Genomic DNA, 21,185 nt, shown 5'->3' with positions numbered 1-21,185 from the left:
CTCTTAAAAAAAAGTCCTTTACTCCGTGGTTAACTCTTAATTCTTCTTAACCGAAATCTTAACTACAGTTTCATCAATCTCCACTTCCCTGCTGCCTTCACCTGAGATGTTCTTCGAAAGAGTAACTGCAGTGGCAAGGGTCTGAGAGCCGATGTAGGCTGAGTGTCTTTTCACGGCTTCACTTACGAATTCGTGATCTTCTATCTGGACTGTAATTTTATCTGTTACATCAAAACCTATCTCCTTGCGGATGTTCTGGATCCTGTTTACAAACTCGCGGGCTATTCCTTCAAACCTCAGCTCCTCAGAAACAGTAATGTCGAGGGCGACTGTAAGTTTTCCGTCGTTAGCAACCTGCCATCCCGGGATATCTTCAGAGATTATCTCAACGTCTTCGGTTGTAAGGAGAATCTGTTCTCCGTTAATTGTTGCAGGATGAGAGCCATTGTTCTCAAAAGCAACAATCTCCTGGGGAGTGAGTGCAGAAATGGCGTTGGCAATCTCCTTCATAAGCTTCCCGTAGCGCGGACCGAGAGTTTTGAAGTTCGGTTTAATCTTCTTCACAAGAATTGAAGCGGTATCGTCGATATATTCAACCTCTTTCACATTCACCTCGGCGAGGATCAGATCCTTGACAGCTTCAAACTTAGCCCTGAAATATTTATCAGGTACCGGCACCATTATTCTTGCCAGCGGCTGACGCACTTTGATGCTAACCTTTCTGCGAAGTCCAAGTATCATTGAAGAGACCTTCTGGGCAATATCCATCCTCTCCTCGAGAGCTTTATCTATCAGTGATTCATCATATTCAGGGAAAAGTGCAAGGTGAACGGAGTTCTCCTTATGCCTTCCTGTTGCGCTGTTAAGATCCATGAAAAGGCGTTCTGTGTAGAAAGGGGCAATAGGTGCGGCAAGCTGGCTCACTGTTTCAAGACAAACATAAAGTGTCTGGTAAGCAGCAAGTTTGTCCTTGTCATACTCACCTCCCCAGTAACGCTTGCGGTTGAGGCGCACATACCAGTTGCTGAGGTTCTCGGTAACAAAATCCTGTATTGCACGTCCGGCACGTGTCAGATCATAATCGGCATAACAGTTTCCAACCTCTTTTATGAGAGAGTTGAGAAGAGAAATTATCCATCTGTCAATCTCGGGTCTTTCATTTACCGGGATCTCTTTTTCCGCAAATCTGAAATTATCAACATTGGCATACAAAGAGAAGAAGGAGTAGGTGTTGTAAAGCGTTCCGAAGAATTTGCGTTTTACTTCATCCACGCCTGTGATATCGAATTTAAGATTATCCCATGGCTGGGCGTTTGTAAGCATGTACCAGCGCAGCGGATCGGAACCATACTCTTCAATTGAAGTGAACGGATCCACAGCATTGCCAAGACGCTTCGACATCTTGTTGCCGTTCTTATCGAGAACCAGTCCGTTGGAAATAATATTTTTGAAGGCAACTGAATCGGAGATCATTGTGGAGATGGCATGAAGAGTAAAGAACCAGCCTCTTGTCTGGTCAACACCCTCGGCTATATAATCGGCCGGGTACATCTCACTGAAATTCTCTTTATTCTCGAACGGGTAGTGTGCCTGTGCATATGGCATAGCCCCTGAGTCGAACCACACATCAATAAGATCCGGTTCACGGAACATCTTCTTACCGCTTTCACTTACAAGAATTATATCGTCAACAAAAGGACGGTGAAGGTCGAACTTCTCATAGTTTTCAGCTGAGTTGTCTCCCTCGACAAACTTTCCGAGAGGATTGCTCTTCATGAATCCGGCTTTGATAGATTTCTCTATTTCACCTTTCAGTTCTGCAGCAGAGCCGATGCATTTTTCTTCCTTCCGGTCTTCAGATACCCAGATCGGAAGAGGAGTTCCCCAGTAGCGTGAGCGAGAGAGGTTCCAGTCGACAAGATTCTCGAGCCACTTGCCAAAGCGTCCGCTTCCGGTAGACTGTGGTTTCCAGTTGATAGTATTATTGAGTTCAATCATACGGTCGCGGAAAGCTGTTGTACGGATGAACCATGCATCGAGCGGATAGTAGAGCACAGGCTTGTCTGTTCTCCAGCAATGCGGATAGCTGTGAACATGTTTTTCGATCCTGAAAGCCTTCCCCTGCTGTTTGAGCATCACTGCTATCTCAACATCGAGGGTTTCAGTTTCTGGGGCGAGGGTTACATCATATTCATTTTTAACAGGACGTGCCTCAAAGCCGGCATATGTTAATTTATTCACACTATCCTTTACGAAAGTCTCATCGAGGTCTGCAATCGGGACCATAAATCCCCGCTTGTCGACCATCGGACCGAAGGTTCCGTCTTTTCTTTTTACGAGAAGTGGAGGCACACCATTCTCCCTGGCAACACGGTAGTCGTCGGCACCGAATGTCGGCGCAATGTGAACAATTCCAGTACCATCTTCTGTAGTTACAAAATCGCCGGTGAGCACCTGGAAGGCACCTTTGCCCGGATTGACCCAGTCGATTAGCTGTTCATAATGAATTCCTTTAAGGTCGTCGCCTGAAAAATGTTCAGACACTTTATACGGGATCTTCTTGTCGCCGGGTTTGTATTCTGAAAAATGGATCCCGCTGTTCTGCTCAGGAAAGAGGTTATGGAGAAGCGCTTTAGCAACTATTACTGTGATTGGTTCTCCGGAATATGGATTGAAACTTCTCACCTTGACATATTTAATATCTTTTCCGACAGCCAGTGCGGTATTTGAAGGAAGTGTCCATGGAGTGGTTGTCCAGGCCATCATATGAACATCATTTGTATCGCTGTGGAGGAAAAGGAACTCTGATTTCTTATCCCGGATCAGTTTGAAGAGAGCAATACAGGTTGTATCCTTAACATCCCTGTAGCAGCCCGGCAGGTTCAGTTCGTGGGAGCTGAGTCCGGTTCCGGCAGCAGGAGAGAAAGGCTGTATTGTATAACCCTGATAAAGAAAACCCTTGGTATAGAGCTGTTTCAGAAGCCACCACAGAGTTTCGATATACCTGTTATCGTACGTGACATAAGGGTGATCCATGTTCACCCAATATCCCATTTTACGTGTAAGATCTTCCCAGAGGTCGGTGTATTTCATCACATCCTTCCGGCACTCTTTATTGAAGTCCTCAATAGAAATTTTTGAACCGATATCTTCTTTAGTGATTCCAAGAGCTTTTTCAACCTGAAGTTCAACAGGAAGTCCATGAGTATCCCAGCCAGCCTTACGTTTCACCTCATAACCCGACTGAGTCTTGAAGCGGCAGATAGCGTCCTTGATAGTACGCGCCATAACATGGTGAATGCCAGGTATTCCGTTAGCAGAAGGCGGACCCTCATAGAAAACAAACTCACCTTTTCCGTCTACCTCACGTATACTTTTATGGAAAGTATCATTCTCGTCCCATACTTTAAGGATCTCTTTATTTACCTGCGAGAGATCAAGACCTTTATATTCAGGAAACCTTTTCCCCATTGTATCAGTTAGTTATTTAATGTTTTGGTGTTGAAAAATTTGGGACAAAGATAGTAAAATACATTATTAAAAAGGACAAACGACTCACGACGCACGACGAAAGGAAGAAAAATATGAGGTATTTTGTATTATAGATGATAATCATTTATGATGCATATTGTGCCACTTCGCGGCACGAATTATATTTCTGTGAGTATCTGCGTTATAGAATTTCTTAAATTTATAGTCTATTCATGAACGATGAGAGCTTTAGTTATAACTATCTTATTATTTGCAGTTATTTCACGCGTATCTGCCCAGGTGCCGGATTCGTTAAAGTACAAATCACTTGATCCATATTATTTTCATCTGAACTATCTAAAGGAAGAGAAGGCATTGCTGATTGATGTAAGGGAGCCCTTTGAGTTCCGTGGAAAGAGGCTGAAGGATGCTGTGAACATCCCCTCTTCAGGGAACCTGGAATTTGCTGCAGATACTATAGGAAAAGATTATGCACTGTTTTTTTATTGCACAACGGACTACAGAAGCAGAAGGGTTGCGGCTAAGTTTTATGATTATGGCTTCAGGAAAATCTATAATCTGGAGGGGGGGATTGCGGGGTGGAGGAAGGAGGGGAACCCGGTGGAACGAAAAAGGGTGCACGACACACGACGCACGACGCAAGGAAGAAAATAAAGAAAGGGTACACGACACACGACGCACGACGAAGGGAAGAAAATAAAGAAAGGGTACACGACACACGACGCACGAGGAAGAAAATAAAGAAAGGGTACACGACACACGACGCACGACGCATGGAAGAAAAGATTGGACTACCAGTTAGCAGAGCTGCATTCTCCGTGCATCTTGAGTCGTTAGCCGTGCGTCGTGAGTCGTTAGCCGTGCGTCTTATTTCCCCAACTGTTGGCTCACAATTTTCGCAATATACTTACCCAAAATATCAAATTCCAGGTTTACGACTGTTCCCTTTTTGATCTGGTGGAAGTTGGTTACTTCCCAGGTGAAGGGGATTAATGGCGACCTGGAATGAATTTGTTTTGGAGTTGACTACTGTAAGGCTTACACCATTAACACAGACAGATCCTTTTTCTACTGTAATATAATCATCCTGTGTGGGTTCGTACTCAAATGTGTAGTACCAGCTTCCGCCGGCTTCGGTGACATTTGTACAAACTGCAGTTTGGTCAACATGTCCCTGTACCATATGTCCGTCGAGACGGCCATCGAGTTTTGTGCTGCGTTCAAGGTTTACTTTGTCGCCGGGTTTCAGCAATCCGAGATTGGTCTTTTCGAGGGTCTCTTTGATGGCAGTTACGGTGTAGGTGTCGTTATCCTTTTTAACAACTGTAAGACAGACTCCATTATGTGAGATGCTCTGGTCGATCTTCAGTTCATTTGTAAATGAACATTTCATTGTAATGTGGAGGTTGTCTTTTTCTTTTTCAAGTTTGATAACCTGGGCTGCTTCTTCGATGATTCCGGAAAACATGGTGTAGGTTTTTAGTTTTTGCAAAGGCAAAAATAAGTAAAATAAGGGAAAGACGAACGGCGTACGATGTACGACTCACGGCACACGACTCACGACACACGGAAGAAGAGACAGAAGGGAGGATGCACGGCGCACGACGAACAACGCACGATGCACGGAAAAAACTTTAGGAAGGGGGTGCAATGCACAGAGAAATATCATAAATTAGGAGTGGAATAAATATTTTAATCATTAATCTCGTTGTGCTATGAGTAATTTTGAAAACCTTAAAGTATGGCATAGAGCCGTAGAGCTGGCAGTGTCAATTTATAAACTAACTGCTGAGAATAAGTTATTTCAAAAAGATTTTGGTTTGAAAGATCAAATGAGAAGAGCTGCTGTAAGTATTTCCAGCAATATCTCAGAAGGAGATGAACTGGGAACAGAAAAACAAGCTGCCAGACAGTTTTATATTGCCAAAGGGTCTTCTGCCGAGTTATATACTCAGCTTGTAATCTCTAACAAAATCGGATACCTTTCAGAGGAAGAAAGTAAATTTTTTCTGAATGAGTGCAAGGGTATTTCTGCTATGTTATCGAACCTTATTAAATCTCGCTCTGCTGAATGATTAATCGGCGCAGGACACACGACACACGACGAAGGGAAGAAAAAAAAGGGTACTCGACGCAAGACACTCGACGCAGGGAAGAAAAGAATAAGATTTCCAATTAGTCGATAGTCGATTGTCGTTAGTCGTGTGTCGTTAGCCGTTAGTCGTGCGTCGTGAGTCGTGCGTCCATACCAGCTTCTTACCAAAACCGAGCCTGTTATCCGTCATCTTCAGATAGGTGAGTTTTACGACCCAAAGTCTCGTATCCATTAAAGCCGCAACGGGGAATCTTAGAAGATAGGCTCTCTTTGCTTTTGAGAGGAGTTCTCCTTCGGGTTCGGAGACAATGCCCTGGAACTGGATCCCACGGATCTTCCCTATAACCATGGTTTCAAGAACAACAGTTCCGGCAACAAGGGTGTTCAATCCGAACTCTTTGCCATGACGGGTATCTCCCCCTGTGGTGAAAACCAGTGAGTTTTCTTCTTCCAGATAAACATAGAAGCAATTGGCGCACCAGGGTTCATTGTTAACCGCTGTGGCTATAGTAAGGACATGATGTTTCCGGAAGAACTTTACAATCCTGCTGTCGATCATTTCTCCATCCATCTGAAACTGTTATTTTCAAATTGGGCAAGATCAATTATACGGTTTACAACAGTCATCACAAGCTCATCGATTGTCTTGGGATTATTGTAGAAAGAGGGAGTAGCCGGACAGATTATTGCTCCTGCCAGAGTAAGCCTTTTCATATTGTCGATATGTATAAGGCTGTATGGCGTTTCGCGTGGGACAATAATAAGCCTTCTTCTCTCTTTTAGCATTACGTCGGCACTGCGTGAGATCAGATCTTCAGATGTTCCATTGGCAATACGGCCTACTGTTCCCATCGATGCCGGACAAATAATCATTGTATCGTATGTTGAAGAACCAGATGCGAATGGCGCATAAAAAGATTTGTTTCCAAACTCCTTCGCGGGGTATTCCGCGACGAATTTTTCACCTGTCTCAGCCAGCCAGATCTCTTTGGCGGTATCTGAAAAGATAACAGCTACTTCTTCCGGAGGTGATTTCAGCTGCTTAAGTGTCTCCAGAAGCTTTAATGCATATATTGAACCGCTGGCACCGGTTACTGCCAAGATGATTTTTCGATTTCGTGACTCCATGGTTGGATGATTCATAGTTGTACAAATGTAGTAAAATTAGCATTGGGGAGCCTCCCTGTTTAAAAAGTTTGATTGCAGAATCAGACTTGTTCATAAGTATTGATTTGAAAATCTTAAGACTTTTCCTGCTAAAGAGGTTCTGGTTCTCCATACAAATAAAGGTAATAAGAATTCAAAGAATCAACCACCCCGGCCGGGGGAAAAACTTCGTAAAAGTCAGATAATCAGTACTCCCGGCCACCCCTCCTTCAAAAGGAGGGGAAACCTTTTTTATGCAATATCGTGTTCATCCCCAAATCTTAAGTTGATGGCTATACTCCCTTCACCCTTTTCACCCCCTCTTTCTTAATCAGGCATCCATAGCCAACAGTCGTTCCCTCAAAGCAACCACCCCTGCCGAAGCTTTCTCCTTAATGACATTTACTTTCCTGTCGAATGGAACAGCAACATCATTTGGATCAATAAGCCACAGCGATGCTTTCTGCGGGGCATAATTTATTAATCCGGCTGCCGGATATACATTAAGTGAAGAGCCGATAACCACAAAAATATCTGCTTCGGATGTAATATCTACAGCTTCATCCATCATCGGTACCGCCTCTCCGAACCAGACTATATGTGGTCGCAGCTGGCTTCCTTTTTCACAGGTATCACCCGGATTAATGTCTTTGTATCCAATATTGTAAATAAGTGACGGATCGGCGGTGCTCCTTGCTTTTGTAAGCTCTCCGTGGAGATGTAAAATATTAGTGCTGCCTGCCCGCTCATGAAGATCATCGACGTTCTGGGTGATAATCCTGACATCAAAATGCTTCTCAAGAAGGGCAAGACCAAGATGTCCTTCATTTGGCCTGCAGCCCTCCAGCTGACGTCTTCTTTCATTATAAAACCTAAGAACTAGCTCCCTGTTCTTTGACCAGGCCTGTGGTGTTGCCACTTCGGATACATCGTATTCCTCCCACAATCCGCCTGAATCGCGAAAAGTTTTTATTCCGCTCTCTGAGCTCATTCCGGCACCAGTGAGGATTACGAGGCGTTTCATATTGATTGTATGATCATAAGGAGAATAAAGATAAGTATGTTTCAGGATTTTTCAAGCTGCAGTGTGGCAGCAACTCCAACAAGGGCATACCCGTCAATTAAAGGTTTTGAATTAAGTAAAATTGTTAGAAAGTTTAGTACAAAACAGAATGTAAAGTGTTGAATTTATGTCTTATACATTTCCCCTCCTTTTGAAGGAGGGGTGGCCGGATAACTTTTTAATTATGAATCAAATGCCTATACCGGCCGGGGTGGTTGATTGTTTAGTAAAATTCCGGATCTTTTCATAAGCAGGTTTTTCTAATCTCATTTTTTACATTTCATGTTAGTGGAATAATAATCTGTTTTCTAATTTCAGTATTGAGAATCTAAGAAATCAGTGAATCAACCACCCCGGTCGGGAAATAGAATACTGTATATATATGATTATTAGTCGTCCCGACCACCCCTCCTTCAAAAGGAGGGGAAACTTTTTTTATGCAGTTTCTCATTAATTCGCAAAGCTTTAGTTTCCGGCTATGCAATCCAGGGTGAGTGGCCGCAGGCCAAGGAGTTCATCGGGAGTAAAGTAACATCGCCTATAATACATCATACATAATACATAAAAAAAGCTGCCCCATTTCTGAGACAGCCCTTCCATTTCCTTTTATCATGTGTTGTGTTGTGTTGTGCCTTTACGCCTTTGCGCCGTTAAGCCGTTACTTCTGCTTCATCTTAGCATCCATGCAAAGTGTTGCATGAGGTACTGCTCTGAGTCTTTCTTTGGAGATCAGGTTACCTGTTTCGCGGCAGATCCCGTAAGTTTTGTTTTCAATTCTTATAAGTGCAGCCTGAAGATGCTGAATAAATTTCAGCTGACGCTGTGCAAGTCTTCCGGCCTCCTCCTTTGATAAAGTGGTAGCACCCTCTTCCAGCACTTTGAATGTGGGAGAAGTATCCATGGTATCATTACTCTCTTCGTGAGTTATGCTGGACTTAAGTATTTCATAGTCTTTTTTGGCTTTATCCAGCTTCATGAGGATGATCTCTCTGAACTCCTCAAGCTCCGCATCCGAATATCTTGTCTTTTCAGCCATAGCATTAAAATTAATATCCGGCAAAGGTATGGTTTTTTATCAAATTAAAAAATCGGTTAATAAATACGACGCACGACACACGATGAACGATGCACGACGCACGGGGAATTCAAATCTTTTCTTCCTTGTGTCGTGAGTCCTGAGTCGTGAGCCGTTTGTCGTGCGCCCTGAGTCGTGCGCCGTTAATTACTTCTCGCCTTATGAAACCCGATATTCCAGAACGACTTAAAGAAGTATTTTAGATCTGTGGCCCAGGGATGCCTGTCGAATGCGTCTAAATATTTTAGTTCAGAGGCCTGGATGCCCTCGAGATCTGCGGGCATGTCGGCGTAGAAGGGAGGGATGAGTCCGGGTTTATATTTGATGCGCCGTTCCCTGACATCTTCCCTGTAGAGCTCAAAATATTGCTTGCTTAACGGACGTACACCAACGAGCTTCATATCACCTCTCAGGAAGTTGATAAGCATAGGAAGTTCATCGAGCCAGATCTTGCGGGCTACGGCTCCCCATGAAGTAATACGGAAGTCGTTTTTGAATTTTCCCCCATCCTGCAGGTCGTGTAGCTTATAGACATAATCCTGTATGAACTCGGAATATGGATGCATTGTGCGGAGCTTATAAACCTTTATGATCTTTCCGCCTTTTCCTACTCTTGGCAGGGCAATCATCGGACCATAAAGGTTTTCATTGATCGGTAAAGGATCGCCAACCTTCCGGGCTTCAATACAGAGCTGATTTCCGATAAATGATTCCTGTTTTATTCTGAATCCTGCCCGTGAAAGTCGGCCAAGGGCTTCAGCTCTCGATATAACTGCGTTATCTCCCCGTGTAAGGAAGAAATATAAACCCCTGGTGAACTTAAGTTTTGGAAATATACGCTTCACGATAAAATCAAAGAAGTAATAGATGTAATTCAGAACAGGAGGATACTTCTTAAGGAGCCGGTGCTTCCTCTGGTCTTTTGTCTCGACACAGCAGAAGAAATATCCTTTCAGGTTAAGCTTGTCATTTACCGCGTTCAGGAAGTCATCAAGCTTCCTTATATCATTTATCTTATGCAGATTAATGATATAATCGTACTTTTCATGGACCAGTCCGGTTATGTTAAAAACGGTCGTTGTTGAGAGCACAGCTGTATGATCTGTAAGTTTCCTGCCGGTCATCTTAAGAATCGCAAGTGTCATCTCGGTACCACACTCTTTCTCAAGGGCAACAGCTATATGTGGATTAATCTCATGCTCTTCTTCAGTATGCACTCCCTTTCCATTGGTTCCCTTCACAAGGTCATATTCACTTGGCTTCCTGTAGGTCTTGTATTTATCATACTCCTCATATTCCTGCAGAGAAGCTTTTTTATATGCGATAAACACAGATCCTATAATAAGTTCTCCGAAAGTTGCCAGTATGGCAGTTCCAAGCACGATGGTCCTGGAATAGTCATAATCCCTTATTATGTACATCGCCAGGGCAGTTATTGAAGTGGCAATAATATTGCTGGCGAGCACCCTTGAAAAGAGCTGGGTGTAATTGACAATTTTTCCGCGGTGCATCTTGCCATTCAGCAGGGATACAATTATCCACATCAGGGCAAGTCCAATAAAGAAAGGTGTATGGGATGGCAGGTACGACCGGAGCGAAGCGGGTTTGGTCCAGACCATAACAAGGAAAGACATTGTAAGGATTACAATATCTGCCAATAGGGTTATTGATCTGAATTTCCGTTTTTCCATTTGGTTTTACCCCCTGCCTTTTTGCCCCCCTGCCCCCCTAAAGGGGGGTTAATTGGGCATAATGCTACACATCTTTCTTTAAGAGGCAGATGCAAATTTAGTTAAATTGTTTAAGTAAGACTCAATATAGTATTGCTTGGTTGCAATTGTATTTAGTGTCGGATTTTCATTAAGGACATAGATAAAAGTTACGGATTTAAAAACTCTCTTGATGGCTTGGGGGCATAGTCTACAACATCAGGTGTCAAATAAAGTAAAATAGTGAAAGATTTTAGTTCAAACCAAAAGGTAAAACATTGAATATATGCCTGATACATTTCCCCTCCTTTTGAAGGAGGGGCCCCCCCTGCTTTTAAAACCCCCCCCCCCCCCCTTAATTTTTTTTCTCAACAAAAAAAAATTTAATTTTCTTTTTCCCCTTTTGTAACACCCCCCCCCCCCCCGGCGGAATCCGGCCCCTCCTTCAAAAGGAGGGGAAACTTATTTATGCAGTTTCTCATTCAGTCCCAAAGCTTAGGTTGATGGCTATGGGGGGGTAGAAAATCGGAAGATAAGTAAACACTAAAAACCGAAGGTTACCCCCGCATTAAGAGTTGTCTTTTTCCCCTGAAAATACTCAGGCATCCACATACCATACTACCTCTGATGTTGCTCTGTGATGCGGCGACCCAGGTGTAGAGGTCGTTGATGACCTGGTAAGAGGCTTTTAGTCCATAGGTTGTGTTGTGCCATTCAACTGAGGCGAGAGGGGGGTTGCCGAGTCGGTCGGTGCCGAGGGCTGTATAATCGGGACCGCGGATTGCGTCGGTGAAAAAGAGATTTATGTCGAGAGTTCGTAAAGGACGGTAGTTAAGTGCGGCATACCACTCCCTGGAGTTGTCTTTCATGAAGTGTCCGAGGTTATAGCCTGCTGTTTCGAAGGTAAGTGTGGGAACATAATGCTGAAAGGTGAGGGGATAGGTGTATGTGAATTCTGTTGTGAATGAAAGGTTTGTGACAGGCAGGTCTGTTAATCTGAATCCGGCTTTCCAGCTGAAGAAGTTCCACTCATCTTTCATTCCAAAGCGGCTTACGGAGAGTTCATCTATAAAAAGAGTGCCATAAACATGAAGATGTTTTATCTGCCTCGAGCTGATATCGAAATACAACTGTGAATTCATATTGTCGATGCCTGAGGTAAGGGAGTGATCGACTGACTTGTAGAAGAAGAGCGGTATCAGGTAGGCAGGATTCATATTCTCATCGCTGTAGACGATGCTGTTTCCTGCTGATAAATTCAGGTTTTTAAAGGGAGTGAAGGTGAACATGTTTGCCGCTATAAACTTCTTATGGTAGACCTCGCGGTAATCGGTTCCATAGGAGTTTGTTACCCAGTATGAGCTGGTGCTGTCGACAACCTGTGAGTTGAGCCAGCCGTGGAAATAGTTAAAAGAAAACCACTTTACAGGTGTAATCTGCAGCTTTAACTGTGTAAACGACGGATTATTTCCCCCGAAAATATTGGCCCCGTTATAGTTGTTACCCCATTGCTGCCGCTCTTTTACCAGTCCGGCATTACCCCATTTCCATGAATAAGTTACACCACCCTGCATTTCACTCCAGTCGGTGCTTCCCTTAATGTGACCACCTTCTCTGGCAGTAAGATATTCAGGTTTCCCAAGCAAAGGCTTCTCATGATTATCCCTCAGAGAAGCATAAAATCCCCAATTCCCGACATACGCTCTTGCCTCCGCACCATTTCTCCAGTAAGTCGCATTACCGGCAGAATTATTAAACATCTCCCCTCCGAGTATCGGATTTACAGTCAGCGAAAACAACGAATCCCTGTAGTAGAACAGATCCCTGCGTCGTGCGTCGTGCGTCGTGCGTCCCTCGCCCGAAGAAGTTCTCCCGAAAAATGATCGAACCGTTTCGCCGTTGCGCCCTTGAGCCGTTGAGCCACTTAGTTCCTTTCCAAAATCGAGTAAATAAAACTCCAGCTCCTTCTGTTGTCGCGTGTTCAGCTGCTCCTTCTTCTCCTCCGCTTCTTTCAGCTTATTTGCGATATATAGTCTAGAATATGGCTTAACAGCTGAATTGATTTCAATTATCTGGTTATTTGCCAGTTCATCGAGGAAGTTGTAGATGCCGGTGTTGGAGACGGAATGGGGGACTTCCTGGCTAAATATATTTCCATTCCAAACCAGGATATTGAATAATAATATAAGGAAGACAACTTTTTTCAAAGGGTCGGTTAATAATGTAAAGCAAATATATAACTATTTCTGAACTCCTTTATTTTGCCGCACAACCATGCTTTCAGCTTTTTTGCCCCCCAACCCCATTACCGTCAACCTAAGCTTGTGGGATGAATGAGATACTATACAGAAAAATTTCCCCTCCTTTTGAAGGAGGGGTGGTCGGGATGATTGATTATCATATATATACGATATTTTATTTCCCGACCGGGGTGGTTGATTCCCGGTTTCTTTCTTACCATTATTGGTAGAAAAACCAAAACTTCTTTAACATGAAAAGGCTTAAGTTCTTCAGATCGACTCTTGGGAGCAAGTCAACTTCTGCTGGGGCAGAGTTATAACAATCAACCACCCTGGCCGGTAACAGTATTTGTATTCTAATTAAAATTTGGTCCGGCCACCCCTCCTTCAAAAGGAGGGGAAATGTATCAAACACACATTTAATACTTTACATTCAGTTTAGTACTAAACTCTTTCACTATTTTACTATATATAACGTATTAAGTTGACGGCTATGGGGGAAGGGGGGCATATGGTAAGGGCAAAAATCATATCTTTGAACTCCAATAGATTTTAAGCTTAATGAAAGTTCAGAATACAACACCATCAACTGGAAAAATAAAGATTCCGGACGACATTTCGGAAGAAAAATGGTATGCGATATATACCCGTCCGAGGGCGGAGAAACTGGTGTATAACAGGCTTGTGGAGGTTGGTGTGGAGACTTATCTGCCGCTTCAGAAGACTATCAGGACATGGAGCGACAGAAAGAAACTTGTTGAAAAGCCGCTTCTAACTTCTTATCTATTTGTAAAGACTAACAGCAAGAATTTTCCTGTTGTATATAAAACAAACGGGGTTGTTAAGTTCGTGTCATTTGAGGGCCATCCTGTTTCAATCCCGCAGAAGCAGATCGATGTTCTTCGTCTGCTGATCGACAGCAACGCTGAGATTGAAGTATCCTCCGAGAGATTCCAAAAGGGCGATAGTGTTGAGGTCGTAAGCGGAGCTCTTGCCGGACTCACAGGTGAGCTGATAAAAATAGGAACGCATAATCGGTTTGTTGTGAGGATTGACAGGTTGGATCAGAATTTGATTCTTAAGATTCCGAGGACGTTTTTGAAGAAGATTTCAATTTAATTTTTTTATGTACTTTCTTTTTACGCAAAAAGAAAGTACGAAAGAAAAGGCGCCGGAAAAGCCAACTACAACCATTTCCTAATCTTGCCTATCTGGCCAAATTCCTACCAGGAAATGGTTGCAGTTCGCACCTTTTCCGGGGAGCCCGCGCGCCTCTAAAGAGCCGGATTGCTTTTTTGCCCCTAATAGTGAGACCCAATAATTTCTTGGTTTTAAGCCCCCCTTGGGGGGATGGGGGGTGGTTTTCCGGGTTGCCTGCGCGACTATAAAGAACCGGATTGCAATTAGCCACCAATTTTTGCCCCCTTCCCCCTAAAGGGTATAAATCCATCCGCAAATTAGCCCCCTTTGGGAGGGGGGTCAATGCGCCTTGAGCCGGGCAATGTAATATGTATTATAGATGATTAATTTGATAAATTCATTTATATTTACACCTGTTATGTTCCGTTTATGTGAAATATATCACAAAAACAGAACTAAATCAGAGAAATTATGTATATAGAGAGAAAACTTTTTCACAAATTATCAGAATGGAAAACCAGCGGTTTAAGGAAGCCACTTATATTACGGGGAGCAAGACAAACCGGGAAAACATGGCTGTTAAAGGAATTTGCTGAAAAAGAGTTTGAAAATTATGCCTATTTTAATTTTGAGGAACAGCCGGAGCTAAAGCAATTTTTTAGTAATACAAAGGATGTTAAGCGAATAATTCAAAATCTCTCGCTGGTGCATGGCAGATCAATTGAACCGGGCAAATCATTGCTTATTCTCGATGAAATACAGGAATGTAATGAGGCGTTAAACTCACTTAAATATTTCTATGAGAATGCTCCTGATTATTACGTTGTTTGTGCAGGATCATTATTGGGAATTGCACTATCACGTGGAGAGTCTTTTCCTGTCGGAAAGGTTGATTTTCTAGACCTTTTTCCACTTACTTTTTCTGAATTTCTCTCTTCTGCCGATCCAACTCTGTATTCATACCTTGATGGTATAAACGTTCCCGAACCAATTCCTGACATATTCTCAAATCAACTTACTGATAAGTTTAAAATGTACCTGATTTGCGGCGGAATGCCTGAAGTTGCAAGGTCGCTGATAGATACTTATGATGTATCACTAACCCAGAAATTGCTTAAAAATGTTCTTGATGCATATGCCCTTGATTTTTCAAAGTATACAGAAAATAAAACTGTCCCGAAAATTAATCTTGTGTGGAATTCAATTCCTTCCCAGCTTGCAAGAGAAAACAAGAAATTTCTTTATCAGGCAATAAAAGAGGGTGCGCGTGCCAGGGAATACGAGGATGCTTTGCAGTGGCTAATACAGGCAGGACTGGTTTATAAAATTTACCGCAGTAATTCTCCTCACTTACCCCTGTCTGCTTATGACGATTTGTCTTCTTTTAAGATTTATCTGCTCGATACAGGCTTACTGAGGCGCATGGCATTACTCGACCCATCGGCTTTAAAAGAAGGAAATCGGCTATTTACAGAGTTCAAAGGTGCTTTGAGTGAGAACTATGTACTTCAGAGTCTTGTACAACAATTTGAAGGATTGCCAAGGTATTGGACTTCTGATGGTAAAGCTGAAATGGATTTTTTACTTCAGGTAGGGAACGAGGTCATCCCGGTTGAAGTAAAATCAGATCAAAACGTCATCGGGAAAAGTATGACACTTTTCAATAATAAGTTCCAGCCGCGTCTGCGAATAAGATATTCTTTAAGAAATTTAAAGCTGGACGAAGGTTTATTAAATATTCCTTTTTGTAAATTTGATGCTACCACTCAATTAGTAAAGTCAGCAACCAATTCAATTATATTGATTGATAATTATTTGGATGAGAGTGTATTAGCCATCCTTTCCAAAAGGAATATTAATGTGACAGCAGCTATTTATACTTCATCTGTATCAAAACAATTTAAACTCGACTTAAAAACTTTTAATTCTCAATATCCTGCAATCGATGTTCATATATTTACAAAATCACATGATAGGTTTTTGATTATTGACTACAAGATAGTTTATCACATTGGAGCTTCCTTAAAAGACCTTGGTAAAAAGTGGTTTGCCTTTTCAAAAATTGAATTGGATGCAAATGAAATGATAACAAAACTAAATATTAATAGTTACAGGTCTAAGGGATATAGTTAAGAATAGAATCTTGAACCTTGAATTTCTCCCAGCACCCACTGTGTCCACCGTAGCTTCAGCGAAGGTGCAGCACCCAGCATCTACAACCCCAAATCCTTAATCCTGATCTTAATTTTAAATGAATTTGGAACCGGCTTCTCACTGACAAGGATAAGATATCCTCCTCCGCCTGCACCGGATAGCTTCCAGGCAAGGGCGGTGTTTTTATACTGTGAAATGACTTTTTCAATTTCCGGATTTATCATTGCCGGGAACATTCTGATCTGCGCATTAAATGAATCGAGAAAGCCTTTGGAAAACTTTGATATGTTCATCTCCGTCAAACCTTCCCAGGCAAGATCTGCAGCTTCAGTGAGCTTCTGAACATTTTCCTCATTTATATATGTTTCCTTCAAAACATTAAAACCGGCAGGACGTGGCCAGAGTGTTACCATTGAAATCTTATCCTCAAGCCAGTTGATTCTTTTAAGGTCGGTGATGCTGTCAAATTCCGATGGCCAGTATTTGCCTTTCTCATAGTAGAATCTGTTTATTCCCGGCATTGTGATCCCTATTGAGTCCTGTGAACCGCTTACTTCAGGTGTACCGGGATCATTATCATATCTGAAAAGTGTCTTTGCCAGTTTTTCCGGTTTTTCAAGCGGCAGGTGATCATTCCAGAGTTCAATTGCTTTTTTTCGGGTAGAGGTTGCCATTCCTGAACGTTCGTTGAACTCCAGGGTTGGTTCGAGTGATGCTGTAATAGCCGCTCCGGGATGAAATTTTGAAACATATGGCTGGTCGATCCATGTGCCCGCAAGGTCAATCCTGTATGGCATCGGCTTTACTGCACGAAGTGCTGTTGTTGATCTTGCCGGCAGATTTGCATGCGGGATTCTTTTAAGAACTTTGTATTCAATGTTCATCTCGCGGCAAAGAAGTTCCTTGTCGGGAGTGTGACCGTCCTCATTTACTATCAGAATATCAGGTTTCAGAGTCTTTATGTCTTCCAGGAAATCAATCAATCCGCTTCCTCTGTTTATGCTTACATGTTTTACACAGGCAAGGGCACTCAGCATATACAGCCTTTCATCTTCAGAGTTTACAGGTTCGCGGCCCTTGAGCTCCTTAAGTGTTTTATCCGAACCCAGACCAATATATAAATCTCCATATTCTGCAGCTTCTTTTAGAAATGCAATATGACCGGAGTGAAGCATGTCGAAGCAACCGGAGACGAAGACTTTCTTTGTAGCAGGGGTCATCATATATGTTGATTATTCACGAAAAGCAAATTTAGGAAATAATGTGAATTATGTATGATGTATTATAGATGATAGATGATTGGTGGAATGGCGCACGACGCACGACTAACGATAAACAGCAAATAGACAGCCTGGTAATCGGTAATCGGTATTCAGTAATCCGGTTAACGATCAAGATTGGCAATGAATTTTGAATTGTGTATTACTTAACTGTTCCCAGGCTAGTATTTAGGGAGATGTTTAAATGTTCAAATAATGATTATACCAGCTTCTAAGGCCTGAATTCAGGTCAATCTTGTGGGTGAAACCAAGTTTTTTCAGAGCTGAGATATCTGTGACCTTTCGCATTGTACCATCCGGCATTGAAGTATCGAATACTATTTCACCTTGAAATCCTGTTATTTCCTTTGAGTTTAAAAGCAACTTCTTTTATTGATATTTCTTCTCCTGTACCAATATTAATGAAGTGTGGAGGATGATAATCTGCACTTTTATTTACTGATAAATGATAATCGAGAATATCTCTGACATCAATATTTTCAAGAATATAGACACAGGCTTCAGCCATATCCTGTGAATTCATGAATTCCCTCAATGGTCTGCCTGTACCCCAGACTTTAACGATGACATTCTTTCTGCCAGATTGGGGATCAGGCAAATAACCCGGATTTGAGTTTGCTTTAGAATCTTTTTGAAAAGAAACACCAAGTTTCTCAAGGGATTCAATAATTGAATTTATTTCTGATTTGCCTGAGATGTTCCCAATCGGGCGGTTATCCAAATCCTTTCTGATCAAATCCCAGTATTCTTTCTCAAGGCATTTCCCTAAATGAAGTTTTCTAAGTAATGCAGGCAATACATGAGATTTTTCAAGATCAAAATTATCTCCGATACCATAAAGATTTGTTGGCATTACAGAAATGAAATTTGTCTTATATTGTATATTGTATGATTCACACATTTTTAAGCCTGCAATCTTGGCAATTGCATATGGCTCGTTTGTGTGTTCGAGAGGGGAAGAGAGCAAACAGTCTTCCATGAGAGGCTGGGGTGCATTTTTGGGATAAATACAGGTTGAGACAAGGAAGATAAGCTTTTTTACTCCATGCTTCCAGGCAGAGTGGATAACATTTGACTGGATAATCAGGTTATTGTATATGAAATCGGCTCTGTATTTATTGTTTGCATGTATCCCCCCTACCTTTGCTGCTGCTAAAATTACATATTCAGGTAATTCCTTTGAAAAAAATGTATCAACAAGCATTTGATCCGTGAGATCCAGTTCTTCCTGTGTTTTCAGAATCAGATTGGTATAACCTTTTTCCAACAGGGATCTGGTAATTGCAGAACCCACAAGTCCTTTATGTCCTGCTATATAAATCTTTGAGCTGGTTAACATATTCTATTGAGTTATTCAAAATAATTGAAGGTTTTATAACCACCTTTTCTTATATGGCTTTCCTTTTTCATCAATATCAGATCTGACGAAATCATATCTCTGATAAGTCCGTCCAGATCATACTCAGGCATCCACCCAAGCTTATTTCGGGCCTTTGAGGAATCACCTAAGAGAATATCAACTTCTGTTGGTCTGTAATAATTGATATCAACTTTAACTACAACCGGATCAGCTGATATTCTCTTTTTAAACTTCTTTAAAAACTCCTTCCCTGTCTTTTCAATAAATAGCTCCTCATCCAGATTAACGATAATACCTTTCTCATTTTCATTTTTACCGGTAAATCTAATCTCAATCCCAAGTGAATAAAATGTTTTATAAATAAACTCACGAACCTCTGTAGTTACTCCTGTTGCGATAACATAGTCATCAGGTTTTTCCTGTTGAAGCATAAGATACATTGCCTTTACAAAATCTTTTGCATGGCCCCAGTCTCTTTTTGAAGAGAGGTTTCCAATAAAAAGTATATCCTGTAAGCCAAGGACAATCCTGGCAATAGCCCTTGTTATTTTTCTTGTGACAAAAGTTTCGCCACGTATCGGGGATTCGTGATTGAAAAGAATACCATTACTTGCATGCAAACCATATGCTTCTCTGTAGTTAACTGTTATCCAGTAAGCATAAAGTTTCGCTACACCATATGGACTTCTAGGGTAGAAAGGGGTATTCTCATTCTGAGGTACTTCCCGGGCCGCTCCGAATAATTCGCTGGTAGAGGCCTGATATATTTTTGTTTTTTGAGTCAGACCAAGAAGTCTTACAGCCTCCAGAATTCTTAATGTTCCCAGGCCATCAGTATTTGCTGTATATTCAGGGATATCAAAGCTTACCTTGACATGGCTCATCGCTGCAAGATTATAAATCTCATCAGGCTGAACATCATTGATGATCCTGGTAAGATTCATTGAATCTGTAAGATCCCCATAATGAAGGATGAAATCTCTGTTTTCTATATGAGGATCCTGATACAGATGGTCAACACGATCAGTATTAAAAAGTGAACTGCGTCTTTTAATGCCGTGCACAGTATATCCCTTTTTAAGCAAAAATTCAGCCAGATAAGCTCCATCCTGACCGGTCACACCACTGATTAATGCTATTTTACCCATTGAATTAGTCCAGAATTAATTGTTTTACCTATTAATTAAAAATCTGTTATGATCTGCAATCTTTTTAACATGGAAATATGTTGAATTTTCAGGAGTTAAAAAACCAGCTATAAAGTTTAATGTTGTTTTATTATAATATTGCAATAGTTAGTTTACCAATTGCCAACCTATTTACCTGTTATTCTTTATCAGATAAATATGGGACTGAAATCTTATTATTTGAAAAATGGTAATCCGTTTGCCCCGGTTCTGATTTTATAGGTAAAAGTAAAATTCAAAAGATAATATGCATCATTGAATTTCGAATAACGGGAACTGTAACCATCGAGGTTATCAGTAAATGCATATCGGCCTCCAAACTCTAAGCCAAAATTGAAGTATCTCGAGTATATAAGATTGGCACCAAGACCAGCAGGAATTATTGCAGCCGCACCCGTCTTATCATTTATATATGGGGTCAATTTTTCATTAGGGAGAATAGTATACGCAACCATTCCAACTCCTGTGAAAAAATATAAATCGATCTTTGAGAAAATAGATCGTTCGGTAACAATCCTTTTTTTTCTGTTTCCTCTCCCGTTAATCGTGGAAAGTAACAGATGGTATTCACCAACCAGGGACGGCTCAAAGAAAAGTGTCGAAGACTCAAATCCTCTTTTAATATTTGATCCCCTTTCATCTATTGCATGAAAATATCCAAATGCAAAACTACCTCTTGCTGATAGTTTGTCTGAGATTTTGAATTTAACACTTGGATTTAAGTTAGCTCTTGTTTGCCTGTAGGTAATATCTTTTAAGCCTATAATATTTTTCCCCGGCGAAAAGCCACCAATATCACCGAATATTTGTGTAAACCCGCCTCCAAGAGAGAGTTCATACCTTCTCAGTTTCCATAGATTTACATCTTTGGCTGAAGGGTCATATCTCCACGGATTTACTGACTGTGCATTAACATCGAGAATTAGCAGAAAAAGAAAGTAAAGAATCAGGAGGTGTTTATTCATATTCTGCTTATTTTCTCATTGAAATTTGTTTTCGAAAGGACAAATCTATACTAAAGAGTTTAAGAGAACACGAAGTTATTCAAAAAATCTCATACCTCAAAATTGGTGAATTAACTGAATGGTTTATCTCCAAACGGACTCTGAAAGGGCTCTGAACTTCCCCCTTTACTGCCTCCAAGTGGAGGCGGGTCTTCAGGTTGTGATGCCATTTGAAGAGAGATCGTGTTATCGAGATCAATCTTTAATATTTCAGGTATGATATAGACTTTTTTATTCACA

15 protein-coding genes and 2 pseudogenes are annotated in these 21,185 nt (G+C 41.6%); 4 read left to right on the top strand and 13 right to left on the bottom strand.

What is annotated here, in order from left to right; translation table 11 throughout:
- Positions 1-36 precede the first annotated feature (36 nt).
- Positions 37-3,471, bottom strand: coding sequence for an isoleucine--tRNA ligase (locus tag IPJ16_08445; GenBank protein ID MBK7627206.1), 3,435 nt, complete (start codon positions 3,469-3,471; stop codon positions 37-39).
- A 240-nt stretch (positions 3,472-3,711) separates the two neighbouring features.
- Between IPJ16_08445 and IPJ16_08440 the strand changes: the two genes are divergently transcribed.
- Positions 3,712-4,146 carry a rhodanese-like domain-containing protein gene (locus tag IPJ16_08440; protein MBK7627205.1) on the top strand — a complete coding sequence of 145 codons (435 nt, stop codon included), beginning with the start codon at positions 3,712-3,714 and terminating at the stop codon, positions 4,144-4,146.
- Between the two features lie 213 nt (positions 4,147-4,359).
- Here the strand turns inward: IPJ16_08440 and IPJ16_08435 are convergent.
- Positions 4,360-4,960: pseudogene (locus IPJ16_08435) on the bottom strand (riboflavin synthase).
- Between the two features lie 247 nt (positions 4,961-5,207).
- Here IPJ16_08435 and IPJ16_08430 point away from each other — a divergent pair.
- Positions 5,208-5,567, top strand: a complete 360-nt coding sequence (locus tag IPJ16_08430; protein MBK7627204.1) for a four helix bundle protein — start codon at positions 5,208-5,210, stop codon at positions 5,565-5,567.
- A gap of 135 nt (positions 5,568-5,702) precedes the next feature.
- Here the strand turns inward: IPJ16_08430 and IPJ16_08425 are convergent, their stop codons facing one another.
- From IPJ16_08425 to IPJ16_08400, 6 genes are all read right to left on the bottom strand, one after another.
- Complete coding sequence (locus tag IPJ16_08425; protein ID MBK7627203.1) at positions 5,703-6,146, bottom strand: hypothetical protein; 444 nt, start codon at positions 6,144-6,146, stop codon at positions 5,703-5,705.
- Positions 6,143-6,715 (bottom strand): UbiX family flavin prenyltransferase, encoded by a 573-nt coding sequence (locus IPJ16_08420; GenBank protein ID MBK7627202.1) that lies wholly within the window; start codon positions 6,713-6,715, stop codon positions 6,143-6,145. The genes IPJ16_08425 and IPJ16_08420 overlap by 4 nt, the downstream gene beginning before the upstream one ends.
- 349 nt (positions 6,716-7,064) lie before the next feature.
- Positions 7,065-7,757: an NAD-dependent deacylase gene (locus IPJ16_08415; protein MBK7627201.1), complete on the bottom strand. Its 693-nt coding sequence runs from the start codon at positions 7,755-7,757 to the stop codon at positions 7,065-7,067.
- Positions 7,758-8,454: 697 nt separating this feature from the next.
- A complete protein-coding gene (locus IPJ16_08410) occupies positions 8,455-8,832 on the bottom strand; it encodes a TraR/DksA C4-type zinc finger protein (GenBank protein MBK7627200.1) in 378 nt (125 codons plus the stop codon).
- A 182-nt stretch (positions 8,833-9,014) separates the two neighbouring features.
- The gene (locus tag IPJ16_08405; protein ID MBK7627199.1) at positions 9,015-10,562 is read right to left on the bottom strand and encodes a sugar transferase; all 1,548 of its coding nucleotides are present in this window, start codon (positions 10,560-10,562) and stop codon (positions 9,015-9,017) included.
- A 575-nt stretch (positions 10,563-11,137) separates the two neighbouring features.
- Positions 11,138-12,787, bottom strand: coding sequence for a hypothetical protein (locus IPJ16_08400; protein MBK7627198.1), 1,650 nt, complete (start codon positions 12,785-12,787; stop codon positions 11,138-11,140).
- A 594-nt stretch (positions 12,788-13,381) separates the two neighbouring features.
- On the opposite strand from IPJ16_08400, the gene IPJ16_08395 reads away from it, so the two are divergent.
- Together IPJ16_08395 and IPJ16_08390 are read left to right on the top strand one after the other, a co-directional pair.
- On the top strand, positions 13,382-13,939 hold the full coding sequence (locus IPJ16_08395; GenBank protein MBK7627197.1) for a UpxY family transcription antiterminator: 558 nt from the start codon (positions 13,382-13,384) through the stop codon (positions 13,937-13,939).
- Between the two features lie 492 nt (positions 13,940-14,431).
- Positions 14,432-16,093: an ATP-binding protein gene (locus IPJ16_08390; GenBank protein MBK7627196.1), complete on the top strand. Its 1,662-nt coding sequence runs from the start codon at positions 14,432-14,434 to the stop codon at positions 16,091-16,093.
- Between the two features lie 80 nt (positions 16,094-16,173).
- Here the strand turns inward: IPJ16_08390 and IPJ16_08385 are convergent, their stop codons facing one another.
- From IPJ16_08385 to IPJ16_08365, 5 genes and pseudogenes are all read right to left on the bottom strand, one after another.
- On the bottom strand, positions 16,174-17,334 hold the full coding sequence (locus IPJ16_08385; GenBank protein MBK7627195.1) for an adenylyltransferase/cytidyltransferase family protein: 1,161 nt from the start codon (positions 17,332-17,334) through the stop codon (positions 16,174-16,176).
- A 240-nt stretch (positions 17,335-17,574) separates the two neighbouring features.
- Positions 17,575-18,733: pseudogene (locus tag IPJ16_08380) on the bottom strand (GDP-L-fucose synthase).
- Positions 18,734-18,744: 11 nt separating this feature from the next.
- A complete protein-coding gene (gene gmd / locus IPJ16_08375; GenBank protein MBK7627194.1) occupies positions 18,745-19,902 on the bottom strand; it encodes a GDP-mannose 4,6-dehydratase in 1,158 nt (385 codons plus the stop codon).
- Between the two features lie 215 nt (positions 19,903-20,117).
- Positions 20,118-20,906, bottom strand: coding sequence for a hypothetical protein (locus IPJ16_08370; GenBank protein ID MBK7627193.1), 789 nt, complete (start codon positions 20,904-20,906; stop codon positions 20,118-20,120).
- 110 nt (positions 20,907-21,016) lie between these two features.
- The gene (locus tag IPJ16_08365; GenBank protein MBK7627192.1) at positions 21,017-21,184 is read right to left on the bottom strand and encodes a hypothetical protein; all 168 of its coding nucleotides are present in this window, start codon (positions 21,182-21,184) and stop codon (positions 21,017-21,019) included.
- Position 21,185 lies beyond the last annotated feature (1 nt).

The sequence above is a fragment of the Bacteroidales bacterium genome (assembly GCA_016709865.1).
In the GTDB taxonomy this organism is placed as follows: Bacteria; Bacteroidota; Bacteroidia; order Bacteroidales; family VadinHA17; genus LD21.
Note: the sequence above shows the minus strand (reverse complement) of the source record. Positions and strands in the feature narration are given on the sequence as shown.